Genomic DNA, 22,240 nt, shown 5'->3' on the forward strand with positions numbered 1-22,240 from the left:
AAGCTAAGATGCCATAATTCTAGCCTTCCCCGTTTGACGGGGAAGGGGGACCGCGCAAGCGGTGGAAGGGGCACAAAAAGGGGCGTTGTACGAAGTTTTAGCTTCGTGCAACAACCCCTTTCCGACACAGTTCGGGCAAAAAAGATGCGTCAAGATGACTGTGCTGAATTTATCAGTGCTTCCCTAACACCGCAGATCCTTACAGCATTGCCTTGTACCGCGCCCACTCCGACTGCGGAATCGCAAGCAAATCCATCGCTTTTTCTGCTGTGAGTGACAGCTTCCTCATTACGCCTCGGATGGACGCCAGATATGCACGCTCTTCCCCCTGTTCTCTTCCCTGTTCTATACCTTGCTCCCGCCCATGTTCATACTCTTCTTTCAGCAGTTGCTCCCACCTTGCGCTCATGCTGCTCACTCCTTCCTCGTATCCATTGTCATCCCCCTCCTCTGCTCTCATGTTAGCGTATTCGTGATAGGAGTGCAATACCGCCAATAAAAAGCCTCCCCCGTCGCAACGGGGGAGGGGAACCGCGTAAGCGGTGGAAGGGGCGCTTTGAACGTCAGCCCCTGAACTTACTGCAACAGACTCAGTACCGCACTCGAGTTCTGGTTCGCCTGTGCAAGCATTGCCTGTGCCGACTGCGTGAGCACGTTGTGCTTCGTATACGCCGTCATTTCCTTCGCCATATCCGCATCACGAATCGTGGACTCTGACGCCTGCACATTCTCGGATGCAACAACAAGGTTGTTGCTCGTATAGCCGAGCCGGTTCTGCGCCGCACCGATGGCGACCGCCTGATCCGTCGCACGGATCAGTGCATTCTGGAAGACATTGATCGCGGCATTTGCCGCCTCCTGCGTCGTCACCTGGATCTTCGGACCCGCACCGACAACGCCGTTCCACACCTTCGAGTGCGGTGAGGAAAGCGGCGGGGTAGGCGTCGGTATCGGTGTATGATCCCAGCCCTGTCCGTCGCCGGACTGAAGCCCGAGCGCCGCAGAGCGCATATCGGTAAGGCCAACCTTGACTGCTTGGTTTGCTCTCGTTCCTGTCTGAAGAACCAAGGAGTTGTCAGGAGAAGGATTCTGTGCACGCACCGTCTCGCGGAAGTCGTCGAGCACGGCATTGACATCGTTGCGCATATGCCCGTCGCGTCCCATCACACGGAATGTGATGCCCGAAACCTGCCCCTCAACGCCCGGAATTGTCGAAGTAATAGAAACGGCGGGCTGATTGTCCGGCGTATAAACCGGTTTGCCGTATTCATCAAAGCCGACATGCGCAGATGTCTCAAATATACCGGCATCCGTTGCCGTAATGAGCCCGATCATGTCATTGATGTTGGTATTGAGGATGGGGTTGATCGTACCCGAGTAGGTGACACCGTTCTTTGTCCACGTTGCCGTAACGCTGTCGTACGGATCGATGGAGAGGGAACTGCCGTCGCGCCGCTTGAGATTGATGAGCTTTGTCACATCCGTCGTATCTTTTGCAAGGCTCATATTTGCATACGTCGCGCGCGTTCCCATTCCGGTCTGCCCGACCACAATTCCATTCTGCGACCCGTCAATCAGATACTTCCCGTTGTACGTCGTCAGTGCATTGTCGTCGATCTGGTCGATCATGCGGTCGACTTCCTTCTGAATCAACGCGCGATCCTCATCCGTGTTCGTATCGTTCGCAGCATTGATCGCCTTGTCCTTGAGCGTCTTCAGGATCTCGATCGTGGACTGCACCGCGCCCTCTGCCGTCCGCAACAGAGCAGAGCCATTCTTTGTGTTGTTGTCATCCTGATCGAGTGCACGCACCTGCACGCGCATCCGCTCGGAGATCGCCATCCCCGAAGCATCATCGCCGGCGCTGTTGATTTTCATACCCGAGGAAACCTTTTGCAGGCTCTTCGACAGCTCACTCTGATTCTTGTTGAGCGTATTGAGCGTATTCACCGCCGCCATATTATTTTTGACCACCATCGCCATAAAGACTGCCTCCCTGACTCTTATCTATGGTTTTGTACCGAAATAATTGCATAAACAGACGCAGTTACTCCGTCCTGAAAATTATATCGATGAAATATATGCACGACTTAACATCTGCCACAAATTTTTCATACGAGTTCATTTCATACCATGTAGCTTGCGGATTTTTGTGATGGTATATTTGCTCTCCTCCGAAACTCTCCCATACAAAAAGGCTGTTGCACGAAGTTTTCTAGCTTCGTGCAACAGCCGCTTCCTTTATGTCGAGCAGGGCATTGCCGGAGCTGCCCATCCGATTTTATACCTTAAATTTGTTCGTCTCGGACTGCAGATCCGTCGCCATATCGGCAAGGCTGCGGCTCGAAGAAGCGATCTCCTCCATGCCCGCTGCCTGCTCCTCGGTCGCGGCAGAGACGTTCTGCGACTCGCTGCCGATCCCCTTTGCCGAGCTGTCTACGGCGCCCATGCCCTCGATAATCGAATTCATATTCTCACGCAGCTCAAGGACGCGCTTGCTGACCGCGAGCGATGCCGTCTTGACATCCTCGACCATGCTCAGGATGAGTGAGAAGGTTTCGCCCGTCGCGGTGACGTTCTCCTTGCCCTTCTCCGCCTCGCGGCGTCCTTCCTCCATCGAGGAAACGGCGTGGTTCGTCTCGTCCTGAATGCTGCGGATGAGTTCGGAGATCTGCTGGGAGGCGTTCTGTGACTCCTCCGCGAGCTTTCGGACCTCCTCGGCGACCACGGCAAAGCCGCGACCATGCTCGCCCGCACGCGCTGCTTCGATTGCCGCATTGAGTGCGAGAAGGTTCGTCTGTCCCGAGATGCTCGAGATGATCTCGACGATGTTGCCGATCTCCTGCGAGCGCTCGCCAAGCTTGCTGACGATCTCGCCCGTCTGCTGCACCGTCGCCGCAATCGAGTTCATCTGCTCGACCGTCGTCTGGACGAAGGCATTGCCCTCCGCCGCCTTCTCCGCCGTCGCCTGCGTCTGCTCACGCGCACGGCGCTGGTTCGTGATTGCCTCCTCGAGACCGCGTTGGAACTCCTGCACTGTTATGCGGCTCTCGTCGATGATCTGGAGCTGCTTCTCTGCCGCCTCCGCGACCTCGGTGATGGACTGGGCGACGTTCTGCGTCGCCTGTGCCGACTGGTTCGCGTTCGCCGTCAGCTCCTCCGATGAGCCCGCCACATCCGTCGCCGTCGTCTTGATCTTGCGGATCATCTTCTGCATGCTCTCGACCATTGTGTTGAACTGGTGCGCGATATGTGCGAACTCGTCATCGCCGTCCAGCATGATCTTCGAGCGCAGATCGCCGCCTGCAATGTGACGCGCGCCGTCGAGAATCGTATCCACGGAGTTCTTGATATTCTTGAGGAGGAGCACGAGGATCACGATCGAGAGAATGACCACAATGGTAAGCGCGACGATCGTCGTCATCCATACCCCAGAGAATACATCCTCACTGTGTGCCATCTCCGCACGCGCGAGGCGCACGCTGTCCGCCTTATCCTCCTCAAGGATATCCGTCATGCGTTTGTAGACATCCGCCTGTTCGTTAAATCCGAGGAGGACGGCGCCCGCCTGATTTCCCGCATTGATGAGATCCGTCGCGTGCTGACGCGCTACTGCATAATTTTTACGCTCCTGCTTGAGTTTTTCGAGGCGCTCGAGTTTCTGCGTGCGATCCGCCTCGTTCTGGAACGGAGCCTCCTTAATCGCCTGCTCATACTCATCGTATGCCTTGTTCAGCTTCTGCGTAAGCTGGGAGAGCAGTCCCGCTGCACGGGAACGCTCCGCCTCGTTCGGCGCTGTGATGCGCATGAGTTCGTATTCGCGTCCCTCTGCCGAGAGCGACTGCACCTGACCGCCCACGTTGAGGACGTGGGCCCAGCTGAACACACTGACCGTGTTGTTGTTGAGCACGCCGCTCGCATGATTTGCATAGAATCCGTAGCCGGCAAACATGACGACCAGAAATCCGATGCTCAGCACAATTTTCTTTGCTACCGACATTTCTCAATTCCCTCCATAAACTTGCAGGAGTTCCCTCCATCTCAGAATGTAAAACTTTCCCAGACTATTTTTGATTATAGCACTGTCGCTTGCAAAAAACCATATAGCGGCAAAGTTTTTTCTATGCTATACTAACTTTATTCTTACAAAAATATACAAAAGGACGGACAGCTATGGCAAAAATGTTGAAAAAGCTCCAACAAAAGATAACTCCGCCGGAAAAACCGCGACCGGTACGCCCGCCCGGAAAGGATTATCTGCTCCTCATCCTCATGGCGTTCACCGTCATCGTCATGATCGCAGCATGGCAGGATCTGGACAGCCTCACACTCACAATGTATATTCTGCTGACGCTCTCGCTTGGGCTTACCTACACGCGGCGACACGCGACGGATCGGCTTTCCGAGTTTCAAATGATGATTGTCACGCGCGCCAGCTTCGTCACCATCGGCATGGCGGGTGCCCTCTTCCTCTTCGACGCCTACCGACGCTTCTTTGCATAGAAATATGGGGGTGTATCTATGCCCGAACTAAGTCGTTTTGGTGGTATGATAATATATATGTTCTTCAAGGATATCGGGCAACACCACAACCCCCATGTGCACGTTTACTACTGAAACAAAAATCGTACAGACACAAAAACGCGGCTCATCTCCCTTGAGAAATGAGCCGCGTTTTCGTATGTTCTTTACAAGCTGAAATTCTCTCCAAGGTAGAACTTCCGTGCGATTGGACTCTCGGCGATGGTCTTGCTGTCGCCCTCAAGGAGGAGTTTGCCCTCGCTGAGGAGGTAGACGCGATCGACGATGTGGAGCGTCTCACGGACGTTGTGATCGGTAATGAGAATGCCCATACCACGTTGCCGCAGATATTCGATGATCTCCTGGATGTCGGCGACGGCGAGCGGATCAACGCCCGCAAACGGCTCGTCAAGCAGAATGAACTGCGGCTCAAGTGCGAGGCAGCGCGCGATCTCGACGCGGCGGCGCTCACCGCCCGAGAGCTCCGTACCGCGCCGGCCGCGGACGTGTCCAATGTGGAACTCCTCAAGGAGTCCGTCGAGCTTGTGCTTCTGCTCTGCCTTCGATAGTTTCGTCGTCTCGAGGATTGCAGCAATGTTCTCCGTAACGGTGAGCTTGCGAAAGATCGACGGCTCCTGCGTAAGATAACTGATGCCGAGCTCCGCACGCCGATACATGGGGTAGTCCGTGATGCAGATGTCAGAGAGATAGACATCGCCGTGCGTCGGCTTCTCAAGCCCGACGATCATGTAGAATGTCGTCGTCTTTCCTGCACCGTTGGGCCCTAGGAGTCCGACGATCTCCCCCTTGTCGATGCGGACGGAGATGTGGTCAACGACGGTGCGGCTGCCGAATTTCTTGATAAGGTTGCGGGATTCGAGATACAAAATGGCGCCCCCTCACTCGCTCACAGCCGTGCCGTCATCCGCGAGGTAGACGGTCATATGATTGCTGCGCGCCATGTTGTTTCCCTGAAACACCCATGCACTGCCATCGAGCACGACATACGGTCGTTCCGCACTGCCGAAATACTCCATGCGGTCGCCGCCGCCCTCAAGATCGCGCGGCGGGCTGACGATGTGCGCGTTGCCCGTGCCGACAAAGCGGTTTTCCTTCATCCATCCCTCAAGCCGATCGGCACTGAGTGTCCCGTCGGCACTCGTGATCGTTCCGCCGCTGTCCGCGAGGATGTAATCGTTCTGCGAAGGGTAGTAGTCAAGCTGCGCACCCGTAAACGTGCGCCCCGCTTTGACCATATGAACACTGCCCGTCGCCTGCCAGTGCTCCTGCCCGATCCCAAAGAGACGGTCACAGGACAGATTCATGTCGTCACGCACGGCACGGACACCGCCCTCGACAGTGCCCTCCTCGGTGTGCGTATTATACGTGGCACGCGCGCCCTCGACCCGGCTCGGCCCCTGTTCCATGCGGACGTTCGTCTCTGCCGTAATGAGTCCCGTGCGTGTATCGTAGGTGAGGCTGTCTGCCGTGACGCTGGTCGGCTGTGTGCCTTGCTCGGCAGCACCTGCCGCCGTGCCGATCGCTCCCGCCGCGAGCAGTACGAGAAGCCCTCGATACAATTTCTTTTTCGTCATTTCGCCCCACCTTTCTCTATATGTGCATTGCCTATGATGCTGAACCGCTGAAATCCATCTGTGCTCACAATGCGATCTCCCGTCGCACGGATATCATCGCGAATGAGCTCGGCGTCCCCCTCGGCACTGAGGCTGCCCTCTTCCGCTGTCCATGTGATCTTCTTCGCACGCAGGCTCGCCCCGTCGCTCGTCGTTGCCTCGATCGTACCCGTGAGCACGACATCGCGCGTCTTGCCGTCCATACGCCCCTCATCTGCATGCAGCGTGAGTGTGCGACCATCCTCCGTGTAAAAGGTTCCGTCGATTTTCAGCATGCTCGTATCGTTCGTGTCAATATCGACGTTTACTTTTTCCGCCGTCATCTTCCAGATCGTGCGTCCGTCGCGCTCCTCGCTGAGGCTATTGTCCACATAGGACATGACACGCGGACCGGATGGGGTATCCGTCTGTTGTGGAATTTCGGGCACCGTTGTGACCGCCCAAATAACGAGTCCCGTGAGGAGGACGGCACCGCCGCCGTAAAGCCACTTGCTCTGAGCCATCAATCCCCCTCCTTCGCCGCCGACATGTGATGCTTGCCCGTCTTTTGCTCCTCAGGCGGGGTGTTCCAGCGCTTCTGAAACCAGATCCACTGCGTCGGATTTTCGCGGATGATCTTCTCAACGATCGCGGTCATCTGCACGGTGAACTCGTAGAGATCGCGGTCACTGTCGCCCGTATCCGGGCAGCGCATAATCTCACCGACGAGGACCTTGTGCTTGCCGTTGGGCTGACGCAGAATAAATGCGGGTACGACGGGTGACTTGAACTTACGCGAGAAGACGGCGGGACCGAGCGGCGTCGATGCCGTACGTCCGAGGAACTCGATGAAGGCACCGCCGGGACCGCCGTCCTGATCGGCGAGAAATCCGAGGAGACGCCCGCGTTTGAGAGCCCGTGCTGCCGCGATCAGCTCACTCGTCCCACGCGAGAAGATCTCGACGTGGATGGTCGCGCGCAGATCGTCGAGTGCGCGCGTGTACTCGATGTTCGGCTGCGGCTTTGCAATCGCGCTGACGGGGATACCGTTCAGTGTGAACGCCGCCGACAGCCACTCCCAACAGCCGACATGACCCGTGAGCACGACGACGCCGCGCCCCTCGGCAAGCGCCTCCTGCATGCGCTCAAGATGGTCGATCTCGATGTATTCACTGAGATTCTTTTCGTTCAGCATGGGCATGGCAAGGATGTCGAGAACATTGCGTGCCATATTGATAAAGGACGCACGCACGAGCTTCTTTGCCTCCGCCTCGTCAATGCCGAGTGCGGGCATCATGTGCTCCACAGCACGATTTCGCATCTTCGGAATGAGCAGATAGTAGAGATTGCCGAGCACCCAACCCGCTCCGAGCAGAACGGGGCGCGGCACGTGGCACGCGAGAAAGCTAAGAAACATGAGCGTATGATAGAGCACTGCCGCACCTCCTTTTTGCTGCCTTGCTACTGGGCAGCGCCGTCAACATCCGTTTGAAAGCTCGTGAGAACACGCTCCCACAGTCCCTGTGTCTTAAAGATGATCTCGTATATTTCACGCACGGCACCGCATCCGCCGCGCTCCCCCGCGATGATCTGCGCAATCTCCTTTACCTCTGCCACAGCATCGCCCACCGCACACGGCAGCCCGACCATACGCATAATGGGGAGGTCGACGATATCGTCGCCGATGTAGGCGATCTCCTCATCGCGGAGTCCCGTCTTCGCCTTGATATCTGCATAGGCAGAGCGTTTGTCAAGATTGCCCTGATAGACGAGGTCAATATGCAGTTCCTTTGCACGGTTCGCAACGATCGTGGACGAGCGTCCCGTAATAATTGCGGTCGCAATTCCGACCTTCCGTGCAAGTGAAATCGCAAGTCCATCCCGCACAAAGAACGGCTTATAGAGCTCACTCCCGTCAGGCGCAGCGTAGACGCACCCATTCGTAAGTACGCCATCCACATCGAGGATGACACATTTGATTTTCTTCGCGCGGTCAATCGCACCTTCCCGAATCGGCATCACACGACCCCCTGCCGCAAGAGATCTGTCAGATGGACAATGCCGACGGGCACGCCCGCCGTATCGACAACAGGCAAAACGGTGACCGGACGCGGCTGATGCTTCTCCATGACGGAGAGCGCCGTTGCCGCCATTTTATCCGGCGCGATCGTGAGCGGCGTGGCGAACATAATGCTCTCCACGTCCTTATCGAGGAAGTTATAGTCCTTCGCAAGGGCACGACGAATGATGCCGTCCGTCACGAGTCCGATAAATTTGCCGTCCGCATCCACGACGGAGACGGCGCCGAGCCCCTTGTCCGTCATAACAAAGAGGGCATCCTTTGCCGTCGTATTGTAGGCGACGACAGGATTTTCGTCGCCCGTGTGCATCACGTTGGCGACCGTGAGCAGCAGCTTACGGCCAAGCGCGCCGCCCGGATGGAAGAGGGCATAGTCCTCCTTCTTGAAGTCGCGTGCCGCCATGAGCGCCATCGCGATCGCATCGCCCATCGCGAGTGTCGCGGTTGTCGAGCTTGTCGGTGCAAGCCCCAGCGGACATGCCTCGCGCTCGACAGCAATGTCGATGTAGAAGTCTGCACTGCGGCCGAGCTGGGATTTGCGCCGTCCGCACATGGCGATGATGCGCGCGCCGATGCGGTGGATGATCGAGAGAATATTCACGACCTCGTTCGACTCGCCGCTGTTTGAGATGGCGATGACGATGTCGTCCGCCGTGACCATGCCGAGATCCCCGTGAAACGCCTCCGCAGGGTGCATAAAGAACGAGGGCGTCCCCGTGCTCGCAAGCGTCGCCGCGATCTTGCGCCCGACGTGACCGGATTTGCCCATGCCCGTGACAACAACACGCGCCTTGCAGTCTAAAATGGCGCGTACCGCCGCCTCAAAGTCCGCATCGATGCGCTCTGTGAGCTGCGCGACTGCCTTTGCCTCAAGTTCCAATGTCTCGATTGCTTTTTCTCGGATTGTGCTCTGTGCCATGTAGTTCTCCTAGTTCAGCTTCTTGCGCACAACTTCGTAGATGGCGAGGGCATCCTTCAAGAGTTCCTCGAGTTTGTCGAGATAGACCATGTTCGCACCGTCCGAGAGCGCCTCGGGCGGATTGTCATGCACCTCGAGGAAGAGTCCGTCAACGCCCGCACCGACCGCCGCGCGCACAAGGTACTCAACGTACTCGCGCTGCCCGCCCGAGCTTGTCCCCGCACCGCCCGGCAGCTGAACGCTGTGCGTCCCGTCGAAGATCACGGGATAGCCGAAGCCGCGCATGATGGGGAAGGCGCGCATGTCCACGACGAGGTTGTTATAACCGAAGCTCTCGCCGCGCTCCGTGAGGAGGATGCGGTCGCTGCCGCTCTCGTGAATCTTATCGACAACGTTGCGCATATCGCTCGGCGAGAGGAACTGTCCCTTCTTCACGTTCACAACGGCGCCCGTCTGCGCCGCCGCGTGCAGCAGGTCGGTCTGGCGTGAGAGAAATGCAGGGATCTGAAGGACATCCGCGACCTTTGCGACGGTGTCCGCCTGACAGGTCTCGTGGATGTCCGTCACGACGGGCACACCGAGCTCATCGCGAATCTTGCCCAGAATCTTCACGCCCTCCTCAAGCCCCGGTCCTCGAAAGCTATGGAAGGCAGAGCGATTCGCCTTGTCAAAGGACGCCTTGAATACATAGGGAATGCCGAGACGATCCGTGATCTCCTTGATGCCGCGTCCGATCATGAGCGAGTGCTCGAATCCTTCGAGGACGCAGGGTCCCGCGAGGAGCACCAGCGGCTCGCCGCCGCCGATCTCAAAATTCGCCAGCTTCACTTTGTTCATCTTCATGGCTCCTTTCAACAATCATGCTATTTACACTCATTATTATAGAATTTTCACGCGAAAAGGTCAATGAATCCCGCGTTTTCTGTATTCCTCATTGACTGCCGCAAGATCCTCCTCCGTATCGACACCGATAAAGACGGCATCCGTTTCGATGACGCGAATGCGGTGCCCGTTCTCGAGCGCACGCAGCTGCTCCAGGGACTCGGAGAGCTCAAGCGGTGTCTGCGCCATGCGTGCATAATCAAGTAGAAAGTCGCGGCGATAAGCATAGATGCCAATATGCTTGTATACTTTCGCTCCCGTATTTCGCGCGTACGGGATGCATGCGCGAGAGAAGTAGAGGGCATCGCCCGTGAGGTCTGTGATGACCTTGACATTGTTCGGGTTCGCCATCTCCACCTCGTCTGTGAGCAGTGTCTTTGCCGTTGCCATCGGCAGAGTCGCATCCGCAAGGAACGGCTCGACGAGCGCGTCGATCACCGCGGGATCAATGAGCGGCTCATCCCCCTGCACGTTGATGATGAGATCGTAGTCCGTCATCTTCTCCGCAACCTCGGCAAGGCGATCCGTCCCCGTCGCGTGATCGGCGCGCGTCATGACGGCGCGCCCGCCGTATTCTTCGACAGCGGCACGGATGCGCTCGTCGTCCGTTGCAACGACGACATCCTGCACGAGCCGAGCCTTTACAGCACGCTCGTAAACGCGCACAATCATGGGTTTCCCCGCAATCTCGCGCAGGGGCTTCCCCGGCAGACGCGTCGATGCGTAACGCGCCGGGATGATACAGAGAACTTTCATGTGATTACCTCCGGTCTCAGCTTCGCCGCGAGCTGCTGCTCAAGCGTGCGGAAGAACGCATCGCCGCCCTTCTGGAACGTCACCTCGACCGCGATGACGTATATCGGGATGCGCCACTTTGCGCGCACCACGTCGCCCGGCACCTTTACCGCGTCCTTCTCCGTGCTCACAATCGCCTCGACGCCGAGCGTCTCCGCACGATACAGCACCTCTGCCATATCGCGCTCGTCGTAGTCGTGATGATCGGGGTAGCGCATGCTCTCCACAATCTCAACGCCGAGATCGGCAAGCGTCTGCTCGAACGATGCGGGGTTTCCGATCGCCGAGAGCGCGAGCACCTTCTTGCCCTCCATCTCCGTGACGGGAATGCCGCCCGCGCCGATGTCCTCGTACCAGTCGGAGAGGCGCACAAACTGGCGCGGCTGATGGATGCTCTCGAGGATCAGCCCGTCCTGATTGTAGCTGCGGAACGTCTCCCAGATGTGCTGGATCGCGCCCGGTGCCGCCTGATCGACCTTCGTCATGAGACAGACATCCGCGCGGTCGATATGCGAGAGCGGCTCGCGCAGCGTTCCGCGTGGCAGGAGGTAGCCGTTGCCAAAGACGTTCACGGCATCCACGAGCAGGATGTCCATATCGCGCTCAAGCTGCCAATGCTGATAACCGTCGTCGAGGATGGCCACCTCGGCACCAAAATGCTCGATCGCGTAGCGTCCTGTGACGGCGCGCTTCGGACCGATCAGCACGGGTACGTCCGGCAGATGCTTTGCCAGCATAAACGCCTCATCGCCCGCCGTCTCTGCATCCATCTTGAGCGTGTGCCCGTCGGAGACAATGCCGACCTCGCCGCGCCACTTCGCGCGGTAGCCGCGGTTGAGAATCGCGACGCGGTAGCCCATCCCGTGAATCGCGCGCGCGAGATGCTGTGCCGTGGGTGTCTTTCCCGTACCGCCGACCGTGACGTTGCCGAGACTGATGACGAAACAGGGCAGCTGCTCCTTTTTCACCCAGCCCAAACGATACATGGTCAATTTGAGATTGACCAGCTGTTCATAGATCAGCGAGAATACATAGAACACGCCCATGATGAGTCTGCGCGAGACACCACGCACATCCTTGTCATGAACGAGGTCGATGAAGTACGTCTGGAAATTCGCGACCTTCTGCGTTGCGCGTACCCGATGGGAACGGATGCGCTGCTGCGCGCGCAGGGCGCGGCGTGCCTCATAGGTTGCAAGCATATCCACGAGGATCTGCGCCGACTTCGCGGACGCGCCCTTGTTCTCGTTGATGATGGCAAGTGTCTCGTGCTCAAGGCGTTCGCGCTCCGCAGCGTCCCCGAAGAGGCGCAGCGTCTCGCGCGTCAGTTCCCTCCCGTTCGTAACCGTCACAACAGCGTTGCGGTTGCGGAAGAGCGCATGGATGTCCTTGAAGTTGAACATCTGATCGCCGACGATGATCGCCTTGCCGTGCGCTGCCGGTTCGAGGATGTTGTGCCCGCCGTGCGGGATGAGGCTGCCGCCGATGTAGATCACATCGCCAAGTCCATAGACGCGGCCGAGCTCGCCCACCGTATCGAGGATGACGATATCCTCGCCGCCCTCGGCGCCCTTTTGCAGATTCTTGCGCGTATTGACGGTGAATCCCGCCTTACGGCAGAGATGTTCGACCTCCATCGTGCGCAGCACCTCGCGCGGCGCGATGATCAGCCTCACATTTGGCTCTACGGCACGCACGGCGGCAAATGCCGCAAGCACAAGCTCCTCCTCGCCGCGATGTGTCGAGCCTGCAATCATGATATGGCTCGCACCCGTGAGACCTAATTCCTGAATGAGCGTCGCCCGTTCCTCGGGGCTGACGCTCGTATATGCCTGATCGAATTTCGTATTGCCCGTGACCGTAACCAGCTCGCGCGGTGCACCGAGCCGCATGATGTAGTCCGCATCGATGCTCGACTGCATGGCGAAGCACTTCACCGTCCCGATCATCTCGCGCAGCATGCCGAGCAGGTATTTGTACTGCTTGACACTGCGGTCACTGATGCGGCCGTTGACCATCATGACGGGCACGTCGAGCTCCTTTGCCTTCTTGAGGAAGTTCGGCCACAGCTCTGTTTCCACGGGAAGAAATACGCGCGGACGGATGCGTCCCACGACGCGTGAGGCGAGGAAGGGGAGATCGAGGGGGAAGTAGATGATCGCGTCCGCATCCTTGATGATGCGGTGCGCCATCTCATAACCGCCCGTCGTGACGACCGAAACGAGGATGGGGCTGTCCGGGAACACCTTGCGGAACTCGCGGACGAGCGGGCTGGTCGCAACGATCTCGCCGACGGATGCCGCATGCACCCAGATCGCATTCTTCCCCGCCACCTTGTCGATGGTCTCCTGCGGGTAGAAACCGAAGCTCTGTTTGATGCGCTCGACAAAGCCGCGCTCGCGTGTCGCGCGCAGCATGAAGATCGGTATGATGATGGTGACGATGAGGATTGCCGCTAAATTATAGAGAAATCTCATAATCACTCTCCCCGAAACTGAATGTCATAGAGATGCTGATAGAGTCCGCCCTCTCTGAGCAGCTCCTCATGCGTTCCCTGTTCCACGATATGCCCGCCGTCGATCACATAGATGCGGTCGGCGTTAAATACCGTCGAGAGGCGGTGCGCAATGACAAAGCTCGTGCGCCCGACCATGAGATCGTCGAGTGCCGCCTGCACGATCTTCTCGCTCTCCGTATCGAGCGCAGAGGTCGCCTCATCGAGGATGAGAATGCGCGGATCCTTGAGGATCGCGCGCGCAATCGCGATGCGCTGACGCTGCCCGCCCGAGATGCTGACGCCGCGCTCACCGATCTGGGTATCATATCCATGCTCAAGCTCCATGATGAAGTTGTGTGCATTCGCCGCACGCGCCGCCTCCTCGATCTCCGCATCCGTCGCATCGAGGCGCCCGTAACGAATGTTCTCGCGGATGGTCGTGGAGAACAGCATCGTCTCCTGCGGTACCAGTCCGATCTGACCGCGCAGGGAAGCGAGCGTCACATCGCGGACATCATGGTCATCCACCGTAATCGCGCCGCTGTCCACCTCGTAGAAGCGCGGAATAAGGTTCGCAATCGTCGATTTTCCTGCACCCGAGGGACCGACAAAGGCGATCATTTCCCCCGGTGCCGCTTCGAGTGTCACACCGTCGAGCGCAGGACGCCCCTCCTTATAGGAAAAAACCACATGGTCGAAGCGCACGCGCCCCTCCACCGGGGGAAGCGGCTTCGCATGGGGGCTGTCCGTGATGCTTTCTTCGAGGTCAACGATCGAGAATACGCGGTCGACTGCCGCCATCGCCTTTTGAAGATTGCCATAGATGCGTGAGAGGCGCTTGACGGGATTCGCGAGGTTGACGGCGTAGGTGAGGAACGCGACGAACGCACCTGCGGTAATGTCGCCGTTGACGACCTCGTAGCCGCCGAACCATACGATGAAGGTGACGGCAATCGCTGCCAGAAATTCGACGGTCGGCGTGAGCATGCTCGTCTGCTGGACGTTCTTCATCACCGCATCGAAATTACGCTGATTGCTCTGCACGAATCGATCGATCTCATAATCCTCGCGCACAAAGGACTTCACAACGCGCGTCGCCGAAAAGCTCTCCTGCAAGAGAGCCGTGATCTCTGCGAGACGCTGCTGAATGACCGAGCTCGACTGCTTGATCTTGCGCCCAAAGATCTTCATCGCCTGCCCCACCATGGGAATCACGACGAGTGTCAGGAGCGAGAGCTTCCAATCGAGGTAGAACATAAGGACAAGCGAACCGATGAGGATGCAGCCCTCCGTCACCATATCGATCAAATTATCCACGAGCGCCGACTGGATCGCCGCCACGTCGTTCGTGACATAGCTCATGATCTCGCCGGTCTGATGGCGATCGTAGTACGCGAGCGGCATCCGCTGGAATTTGCGGAACATGACTTCGCGCACATCGATGATGACCTTCTGCCCGATGTAGGAAACGAGATAGGACTGCCCAAAGTAAAAAATCCCGCGCAGGAAAAAGATGACGACAATGCCGATGCAGATGGCGTTGAGGAGTGCCATGTTCTTGTCGGCAAGCACGTCGTCGATCATGTCCTTGATGATCCACGGGACGTAGAGATTCGCCGCAGAGGCGAGGATGATGCACACGATCGCGAGCGCAAATTTGTTCACGTACGGGCGCATGTAGGCAAGCAGTCTCGTATAGTTCTTCATAGTTCTCCTACTGGAAGGATAAATGAAAGGAAGTTGTCAACAGACGCTCAAAGCGCCCCTTCCACCGCTTACGCGGTCCCCCTCCCCCGTGTCGAGCGGTCAACGTCATCCAATCACACTTCGCTATCGCTTGTGTTCTTGGGACGTTTTCCCATACGACCTGTTGCCCAATCAGCTGCGTCCTTTCGGACTTGCTTCTTGGACAGGTCAGCAACGGGGGAGGCTTTGCGTTACGGCATATTAGCTTCCCCCGTCGCAACGGGGGAAGTGGCGAACGAAGTGAGCCGATAGGGGCACTCAGAGCGCAGCTCCTTTCCGCACACTAATCAAATTCACGTTTCAGAAGTTCTCGCAAGCGCAAGAATCTTCTCCGCCACGCGGCGCGCTGCATTTGGTTCGCCGAGTTTGGCGACGGCTCGCGCAAGGCAATCCATCACGTATGCGCGATCCGCGCTGTCGGCGATGATCCGATCCATCGCCTCGGCAATGCGCTCCGGCTGCACCTCGTCCTGAAGGAGTTCTGTTTCGAATGTCTCGCCGACAAGGATGTTCGGCAGCGAGAAACGCGGCACGTCGACAAGCAGACGTCCGACGAAATAGGAAAGCGCGGACATGCGGTAAAGGATGACGGCAGGCAGCCCCATAATCGCCGCCTCCATGACGACCGTCCCCGACGCGGCAATTGCCGCACGTGCGATGCCCATAAGCGCATAACGCGCGTCGTGTGTGAGCGTGACCGTGACGGACGAAACGGCAAGGTGTCCCTCAATCTGCGTGACATCCACACCGCCCGCCACAGGCAGGAAGAAGCGCCGCGCAGGATCCTCTGCCGCAAGGATCTCTGCCGCATCGAGCATCGGCGGGAGGAGGCGCTCGATCTCCTCGCGTCGGCTGCCCGGCATCAGGAGAATCGGCACATCCTCCGCACGGATGTCAAAATGTATGCGCGCCTCCTCCGGCTCCATCTCGGCATGCACCGTATCGATGAGCGGATTGCCGACAAAGGAGATGTTTGCACCCGCCGCCTCATACGGTGGGAGTTCGTGCGGAAAGATCGCGACGATCTCATCCGCGAGCGCGGCGCAGGACTTCGCACGCCCCTTGCGCCACGCCCATGCAGAGGGCGGAATATAAGAAAAAACGGGGATCCCCCGCTCTTTCGCCCGCGCCGCGAGCCGCCAGTTGAAGTCCGGATAGTCGATGATGACGAGTACGTCCGGACGCTCCTCCTCCATGAGCTGCGTGAGATCATCGAGAAGGGCAAAGATGCGGCGCAAATTGAGCAGCACCGCCGAGATCCCCATGACGTTGTAATCTGCATAATTTTGACGGAGTACAACGCCCGCTGCCGCCATCTCCGCACCGCCGAAACCGATAAGAGAAACAGAGGCATCAAGCGCCCGCAGCTCTCGTGCGAGTGCCGCGCCGTGGAGATCGCCCGAGGTCTCCCCCGCCGAAAGCATGATTTTCAAGTGGGCAAGACCTCCTCAAACATGACAAATAAAATGCCGTTGCCTCAAAGCCTCCCCCGTCGAAACGGAGGGGCGTTCAAAAGTCTCTCACATCGCAGCAATCGTAATGCCGTTTGCCTCAGCGAGCGCGACCGCGCGCTCCTTGTCGATGAAGAGTGTCCTCTCCGCCTCAATGACGAGAGCCGATGCCTTTGCCGCGACCAGCGACTCGATCGTATCAAGTCCGACTGCGGGCACATCGAAGCGGAGATCCTGCTGCGGCTTTGCCGCCTTTGCAACAACTGCACCGCCGCCCGCAAGCTGACCGCCGCGCCGAATGCACGCATCCGTTCCCTCGATTGCCTCAAGCGCCATGACCGCGCAGTCCTTTACAACGGCGGTCTGCCCGACATCAAGCCGTCCGATCTCGCGTGCCATCCGGAGACCGTACTCCATATCCGCGCGCTCGGCGTCGGTCGGAGGACGGCTCGTCAGCACACCCGCCTCCGGCATCAGCGGCTTGATCAGCGCCGTCTGATCGAGCGGCGTCACGCCCACCTTCATCAGCGCGCCGACGAACATCATCATGATCGTATCGTCATTCTGGTTCGGCAGCTGCATCAGCATCCCGCGCAGCATCTCATCCGGCTGAATCTGCCCCGTGAAGAGCAGTTCCTTCGTGACCTTTCCGATCATCGTCACCTTACCGATTTGCTCCTGCTGGAGATAGGCAAGGATCGCAGAGATCGAACCGATGCTGATCTCACGATAGACCGATGCCGCGTCCTTGAGCTCCGGATCGCAGTCCGGCAGCAGTGCGATTGCATGTACTTCATACCCGAGCGCACGCGCCGCACGCGCACAGGCAGCAGGCAGATGTCCGACACCCGCGAGCAGACCCAGTTTTTCCATCATTATCCCTCACTCATCCTCATGACGTTCGCGACAGATTCCGCGCTCCGCGTTGCGGAGGAAACGCAGGAGATGATCGATCTCCTCGCAGGCGTCCACCTCTTGCTCGATGACCGCAATCGCCTGCGTAAGGTTCAGCCCCGAACGATAGAGAATCTTATACGCCTGTTTAATGCGGCGGCGCACGTCGATCGGAATGCCCGCACGCGAAATGCCGACGCTGTTGAGCCCGACCGCACGCGCGGGATGCCCGTCCACCATCGTGAACGGCACAACATCCTGCACGAGCTTCGACGTACCTCCGATCATCGCATTGCGTCCGATCTTCACGAACTGGTGCACACCCGCCATGCCGCCGATGACAACGCCATCCTCAACGATCGCGTGTCCCGCGAGCATCGCCGCATTGCTCATGATGATGCGGTTGCCGAGAACACAGTTATGTGCGATGTGTGTATACGCCATGAGCAGGCAGTCGTCGCCGATGCGTGTCTCCTCGCCCTCGCCCGTCGCGCGGTGCACCGTCGCGCACTCGCGGATCGTCGTGCGGTCGCCGATGAACGTATAGCTCCTCTCACCCTTGAACTTCAGATCCTGCGGCACCTCACCGATGGATGCACCTTGGAATATATGGCAATCCCGACCGATCTGAGTCCACTCCTTAATCACGACGTGCGGGCCGATCTTCGTCCCCTCGCCGATTTGGACATGATCCGAGATGACCGCATAGGGACCGATCTCCACGTTCTTTGCGATCCGCGCCGTCGGCGCAATCACCGCCGTTTCATGGATGTAGGCAAGTACCTTGCTGCTGCCTGTCATCTATTTCAACTCCTTCAGCCCCAAACGGATTCAGGGCAGACATTTTCCACTCTCTCTTACTATCCGACAAAAGAGCTGGTTTCTCACCTCGGAAAATCAGCCATTATCGCCAAATAATCCTCTTTTACGGTGGATTATGTCCGGTTTCTCTCTATTTATCACTATCTTTAGAGCTCGTTTCCATCTTTCAATGCAAATTTGAAATCTGCGGATGCCACGAGTTCCCCCTCGACATAGGCGTCCGCATGCAGTACGCCGAACACGCCGCGCACGCGCACGATTTCCGCCTTCGTCATGACAACATCGCCGGGCACGACGGGACGCTTGAACTTCACATTCTCCATCCCGCCAAAAAGCGCGAGCTTTCCGCGATGTTCCTCCGGATAGAGCATCGTCACACCACCGACCTGCGCCATCCCCTCAAGAAGGAGAACGCCGGGCATGATCGGATGCCCCGGGAAGTGTCCGAGGAAGAACAGCTCGTTCATCGTCACGCACTTAATCCCCGTCGCCGATTTGAACGGCACGAGTTCCGTAATCCGATCCACGAGCAGCATCGGTGGACGATGCGGAAGAATCTTCTGAATCTCATTGATGTCCAAAGTCATGCTTATTTCCTCTCCTCTGCAATCTGTTTCGCCAGCGCTGTGTTGAGCGCGTGCCCCGACGCAACCGCAATGATATGACCGCGAATGATCCCGGCAAGCCGGATGTCCCCAAGCACATCGAGAATCTTGTGCCGCACGAGCTCGTTCGGGAAGTTGAGCGGGTTCATCCACCCCTCATCGTTGTAGACAATCACCGTCTCAAGCGAACCGCCGAGTCCGAGACCGTTCGCCTGCAGCGCTGCGACCTCCTTTTCGTAGGCGATCGTGCGCGCGGGTGCGATCTCCCTCTCATACGCCTCGGGCGTGACCTCGATATCGTAGTACTGCACCCCGATCAGGGGATGCTCGTTCAGCGACGTGAACGAAACACGCAGCCCATCATACGGCAATGCCATGACGAAATGACTGCCGTCATCCACACGGTAGACGCGGTCGATCACCGTCACATGACGCTCTGCATCCTGCTCCACCGTGCCTGCCTGCGCAATCAGACGGAAGAACGTACGCGCACTGCCGTCCACCACCGGCGGCTCCTCTGCATCGAGAAGCACGAGGCAGTTGTCCACGCCGTGCACGTGCAGGGCACTCATCAGATGCTCGATCGTGAAGAACTTCAGCGTCCCCGCAGCGATTGTCGTCGCACGGAGCGTCGCCGTCACATTTGCCGCCGTCGCGGCAACGGGCAGCGCCTCCGGCAGATCTATGCGCGCAAACTGTATCCCCGTCCCCGACGCCGCCGGAGCGAGTTCCATATGTACCGGCTTCCCCGAGTGCAACCCGATGCCATCGTAGACCACACGCGAAGCCAGTGTTCTCTCTCTTTGCAAGTATTATCCTCCTCGGATACTGAATAATCTGTTTACATGATACTAAAATTTTTCCCATCTTGCAAGAAAAAACAAAACGCGATTTGACAGAGCGCGCAGCATCTGCTATTATATGCACAAGCACATATGCTTCCATTATCGGGGATGTAATGGTCTCGACGGGGATGGGTAGTATGTGGACAGCGAGCCGGGGGGTCATCACCCCGTTAGTAAGGTGAAACTTTTATCTAAACATAAAAGCAAACGAAGACTACGCTCTGGCGGCTTAAGCCAGCCCCTTTCCGTCTGTTTCCCGCACGGATGGAGTCAGGGGTCAAACGCGGGATACCTGAGAGCCACTGCACGATAACTCACACGGGAACTTCATCGTGATCGGTGCGTCGTAGCTTGTCTGCGGGCGACGCTGCACCTAAACAAAAACACAGACTGCGCTCGGAGAAATCCATGTAGTATTATCTTCGGACAGGAGTTCGATTCTCCTCATCTCCACCAATTTGAAATATGAGCCGCCCATGTGGGCGGCTTTTTGCATGTAAGCAGGACAAGCCCTTCCCTTTTTGCATCTACTATCATATAATGATGAAAAGGAGTGTACGCATATGAAGCGACGAAACTGCAATCCACTAAACGACTATCTGTTCAAATTCATCTTTGGACGTGAGGAGCGCAAACGCATCACGCTGAATTTTCTCAATGCAGTACTTGACCTTAACGATATGGAGGAACTTAGGGACATCACCTTCATTGATCGCGACTTGGAGCCGGAGTTCGAAGAAGACAAGTTGTCACGGCTCGACCTCTATGGAGTTGCAAATGATGGAAGCCGCATCAATATCGAGGTCCAGCTGGTCAACTGGCGCAACATGGAAAAGCGCACATTATATTATTGGGCAAAGATGTACCAGTCGATTCACAGGGGCGAAGATTATGTGAGGTTGAACCGTGCTATTACCATCAATCTGCTCAATTTTATACTCTTGCCACAGCCGAAACCACATACGATGTACGGACTGTACGATCTCCAAAGTGGACACCGCCTCACAGAGGACATCGAAATTCACTTTATCGAAGTTCCGAAGTTCGAAGTAAAATCCATCAAGGAATTAAAACGGCTCGAAAAATGGATGGCATATTTTTCCAACAAATTAAACGATGAAGAAATGGAGGAACTGGCAATGAGCGAAACGGCAATCCGTGAAGCATTGGACGCAGAACATATCTTCATGCAGGACGACATTGAGCGGTGGCAGTACGAGCAGCGCGAGAAAGCTGTACGCGACTATATCAGTGCAATGCACGCATCACGCGATGAGGGTATGGAGCTCGCGACCCTGCAAAACCTCAAAACCCTCATGAAAAACATGAATCTCTCTGCCGAAAAAGCAATGGATGCCCTTCAGATTTCTGCCTCAAAGCGACAGAAATATCGTGCTCTTCTACACGATTCGTAACAAATATTTTATCTGCCCACAGTTGAACCGATGGATTTACCATGTCCGTTTGGCCACCAACGCAAAGAACCGTCGCACGCTTATACGTGCGACGGTTCTTTGCGTTGGTGGTACAAAAGAGCACCACTCTACGTCCGGTTTGCTTCCTATTACAATAGATTTATAGATTAGGGAAGCAGTACGCGACCGCCCCTTCCCGTTCCACACGCACTTCCTCCGTCATAGAAACCGGTCCGACGGTAAATAGCTTCACTTCGCTGCCGCCTTTGCATTCCGCTCGTAAATATACGCCATAATCCGCTCATAGTCCTCGATGTAATCGACCTCTGCCCAGAAATGCCCCGCCACATCGCGCACAAAGACATCGTAATCTGTGCTCAGCTGATAAAGTACATCCTCCCACCATGAAGTGTACTGTTCCGCCTCCATCAATGTATGAAGCATCTTGCGGAAGTGTGGGAGAAAGGCGGACCGGATACGACCGACGCCCACATACTCATGGGTACGGATTTCCCGTGCAAGCTCCTTGCCGTATTTCACAATCTTATTGTCAGCGACACCGAAGAAATAATCGCCGCCCTCGAGCCGCGCAATGGAGGAATCCGCGAGGAGAAGAACATCCCTCTCCTCCTCTTTTAGAATGTCAAAAATATCCTGCTGCCAGAACACATCAGCATTCATCAGATAGAGTTCCTCATCGTCGCGAATGTAGTCCCGCGCAAACCAAAGAGAGCCAAGACTGTTCGTTACACGGAAGAATGGATTGTTGAGCAGCGTCACATCAACGCCTTTCAGGTTCTCCTCAATCAGCGCATGCTGATACCCCGTCACAACGATCGACTGCACGCCATTGTGCGCAAGCATCTCGACTGTTCTCCGCAGAATCGACTTTCCCTCAATCTCAAGCAGGCACTTCGGCTTATCGACATGACGGCTGATACGGCTGCCGACTCCGGCTGCCATGATAATCGCTGGCATATGCATCCCCCTTATTCCGGCGGCAGTTTGCCGCTCTCATCTCTTCACCGGCTTCTCCATCGTGACGCATCGTCTTCATCGACAATGCTTTCCATGCGAAAATGTCACAATCATCTGCCCGGCTTTTATCCATTATACCGATACACAAAGAAGTAGTCCAGCGTTTCCTTTCTTCTA

The 22,240-nt window shown here is 57.0% G+C and carries 21 protein-coding genes and 1 other RNA gene; 3 read left to right on the forward strand and 19 right to left on the reverse strand.

Annotation, left to right across the window (positions count from 1 at the left end):
* Nucleotides 1-199: 199 nt before the first annotated feature.
* The 3 genes from HMPREF9081_RS11670 to HMPREF9081_RS11680 form a co-directional block, all read right to left on the reverse strand.
* On the reverse strand, nt 200-409 hold the full coding sequence (locus tag HMPREF9081_RS11670; RefSeq protein WP_174262952.1) for a hypothetical protein: 210 nt from the start codon (nt 407-409) through the stop codon (nt 200-202).
* A 167-nt stretch (nt 410-576) separates the two neighbouring features.
* Nucleotides 577-1,983 carry a flagellin N-terminal helical domain-containing protein gene (locus HMPREF9081_RS11675; protein WP_006307595.1) on the reverse strand — a complete coding sequence of 469 codons (1,407 nt, stop codon included), beginning with the start codon at nt 1,981-1,983 and terminating at the stop codon, nt 577-579.
* 298 nt (nt 1,984-2,281) lie between these two features.
* On the reverse strand, nt 2,282-4,000 hold the full coding sequence (locus HMPREF9081_RS11680) for a methyl-accepting chemotaxis protein (RefSeq protein WP_006307596.1): 1,719 nt from the start codon (nt 3,998-4,000) through the stop codon (nt 2,282-2,284).
* Between the two features lie 173 nt (nt 4,001-4,173).
* On the opposite strand from HMPREF9081_RS11680, the gene HMPREF9081_RS11685 reads away from it, so the two are divergent.
* Nucleotides 4,174-4,503, forward strand: coding sequence for a hypothetical protein (locus HMPREF9081_RS11685; RefSeq protein ID WP_006307597.1), 330 nt, complete (start codon nt 4,174-4,176; stop codon nt 4,501-4,503).
* 185 nt (nt 4,504-4,688) lie between these two features.
* Here HMPREF9081_RS11685 and lptB read toward each other — a convergent pair whose 3' ends face one another.
* From lptB to lpxC, 15 genes are all read right to left on the reverse strand, one after another.
* Nucleotides 4,689-5,408 (reverse strand): LPS export ABC transporter ATP-binding protein, encoded by a 720-nt coding sequence (gene lptB, locus HMPREF9081_RS11690; RefSeq protein WP_006307598.1) that lies wholly within the window; start codon nt 5,406-5,408, stop codon nt 4,689-4,691.
* Nucleotides 5,409-5,420: 12 nt separating this feature from the next.
* The gene (locus HMPREF9081_RS11695; RefSeq protein ID WP_006307600.1) at nt 5,421-6,116 is read right to left on the reverse strand and encodes an LptA/OstA family protein; all 696 of its coding nucleotides are present in this window, start codon (nt 6,114-6,116) and stop codon (nt 5,421-5,423) included.
* Nucleotides 6,113-6,658: an LPS export ABC transporter periplasmic protein LptC gene (lptC, locus tag HMPREF9081_RS11700; protein WP_006307601.1), complete on the reverse strand. Its 546-nt coding sequence runs from the start codon at nt 6,656-6,658 to the stop codon at nt 6,113-6,115. The genes HMPREF9081_RS11695 and lptC overlap by 4 nt, the downstream gene beginning before the upstream one ends.
* Complete coding sequence (locus HMPREF9081_RS11705; protein WP_006307602.1) at nt 6,658-7,569, reverse strand: lysophospholipid acyltransferase family protein; 912 nt, start codon at nt 7,567-7,569, stop codon at nt 6,658-6,660. The genes lptC and HMPREF9081_RS11705 overlap by 1 nt, the downstream gene beginning before the upstream one ends.
* 26 nt (nt 7,570-7,595) lie before the next feature.
* A complete protein-coding gene (locus tag HMPREF9081_RS11710; protein WP_006307603.1) occupies nt 7,596-8,153 on the reverse strand; it encodes a KdsC family phosphatase in 558 nt (185 codons plus the stop codon).
* Nucleotides 8,153-9,133: a KpsF/GutQ family sugar-phosphate isomerase gene (locus HMPREF9081_RS11715; protein ID WP_006307604.1), complete on the reverse strand. Its 981-nt coding sequence runs from the start codon at nt 9,131-9,133 to the stop codon at nt 8,153-8,155. The genes HMPREF9081_RS11710 and HMPREF9081_RS11715 overlap by 1 nt, the downstream gene beginning before the upstream one ends.
* A 9-nt stretch (nt 9,134-9,142) precedes the next feature.
* The gene (kdsA, locus tag HMPREF9081_RS11720) at nt 9,143-9,970 is read right to left on the reverse strand and encodes a 3-deoxy-8-phosphooctulonate synthase (RefSeq protein WP_040395197.1); all 828 of its coding nucleotides are present in this window, start codon (nt 9,968-9,970) and stop codon (nt 9,143-9,145) included.
* A gap of 66 nt (nt 9,971-10,036) precedes the next feature.
* A complete protein-coding gene (gene kdsB, locus HMPREF9081_RS11725; RefSeq protein ID WP_006307606.1) occupies nt 10,037-10,771 on the reverse strand; it encodes a 3-deoxy-manno-octulosonate cytidylyltransferase in 735 nt (244 codons plus the stop codon).
* On the reverse strand, nt 10,768-13,287 hold the full coding sequence (gene lpxK, locus HMPREF9081_RS11730) for a tetraacyldisaccharide 4'-kinase (RefSeq protein ID WP_040395198.1): 2,520 nt from the start codon (nt 13,285-13,287) through the stop codon (nt 10,768-10,770). The genes kdsB and lpxK overlap by 4 nt, the downstream gene beginning before the upstream one ends.
* Nucleotides 13,288-13,289: 2 nt before the next feature.
* The gene (msbA, locus tag HMPREF9081_RS11735) at nt 13,290-15,014 is read right to left on the reverse strand and encodes a lipid A export permease/ATP-binding protein MsbA (RefSeq protein ID WP_006307611.1); all 1,725 of its coding nucleotides are present in this window, start codon (nt 15,012-15,014) and stop codon (nt 13,290-13,292) included.
* Nucleotides 15,015-15,346: 332 nt separating this feature from the next.
* Complete coding sequence (gene lpxB, locus HMPREF9081_RS11740) at nt 15,347-16,486, reverse strand: lipid-A-disaccharide synthase (protein WP_006307615.1); 1,140 nt, start codon at nt 16,484-16,486, stop codon at nt 15,347-15,349.
* 87 nt (nt 16,487-16,573) lie between these two features.
* Nucleotides 16,574-17,377, reverse strand: coding sequence for an LpxI family protein (locus HMPREF9081_RS11745; RefSeq protein ID WP_040395652.1), 804 nt, complete (start codon nt 17,375-17,377; stop codon nt 16,574-16,576).
* 9 nt (nt 17,378-17,386) lie between these two features.
* On the reverse strand, nt 17,387-18,199 hold the full coding sequence (gene lpxA, locus HMPREF9081_RS11750) for an acyl-ACP--UDP-N-acetylglucosamine O-acyltransferase (protein WP_006307619.1): 813 nt from the start codon (nt 18,197-18,199) through the stop codon (nt 17,387-17,389).
* Nucleotides 18,200-18,366: 167 nt separating this feature from the next.
* A complete protein-coding gene (gene fabZ, locus HMPREF9081_RS11755) occupies nt 18,367-18,807 on the reverse strand; it encodes a 3-hydroxyacyl-ACP dehydratase FabZ (protein WP_006307623.1) in 441 nt (146 codons plus the stop codon).
* A 2-nt stretch (nt 18,808-18,809) separates the two neighbouring features.
* On the reverse strand, nt 18,810-19,634 hold the full coding sequence (lpxC, locus tag HMPREF9081_RS11760) for a UDP-3-O-acyl-N-acetylglucosamine deacetylase (RefSeq protein ID WP_040395199.1): 825 nt from the start codon (nt 19,632-19,634) through the stop codon (nt 18,810-18,812).
* 140 nt (nt 19,635-19,774) lie between these two features.
* Here lpxC and ssrA point away from each other — a divergent pair.
* Both ssrA and HMPREF9081_RS11765 read left to right on the forward strand, forming a co-directional pair.
* Nucleotides 19,775-20,126, forward strand: a transfer-messenger RNA (tmRNA) gene (gene ssrA, locus HMPREF9081_RS13480).
* A gap of 107 nt (nt 20,127-20,233) precedes the next feature.
* The gene (locus tag HMPREF9081_RS11765; RefSeq protein ID WP_006307626.1) at nt 20,234-21,085 is read left to right on the forward strand and encodes an Rpn family recombination-promoting nuclease/putative transposase; all 852 of its coding nucleotides are present in this window, start codon (nt 20,234-20,236) and stop codon (nt 21,083-21,085) included.
* 249 nt (nt 21,086-21,334) lie between these two features.
* Here the strand turns inward: HMPREF9081_RS11765 and HMPREF9081_RS11770 are convergent, their stop codons facing one another.
* The gene (locus tag HMPREF9081_RS11770) at nt 21,335-22,063 is read right to left on the reverse strand and encodes a phosphocholine cytidylyltransferase family protein (RefSeq protein WP_040395200.1); all 729 of its coding nucleotides are present in this window, start codon (nt 22,061-22,063) and stop codon (nt 21,335-21,337) included.
* Between the last annotated feature and the right edge of the window lie 177 nt (nt 22,064-22,240).

Source organism: Centipeda periodontii DSM 2778, assembly GCF_000213975.1.
GTDB classification, from domain to species: Bacteria; Bacillota; Negativicutes; order Selenomonadales; family Selenomonadaceae; genus Centipeda; species Centipeda periodontii.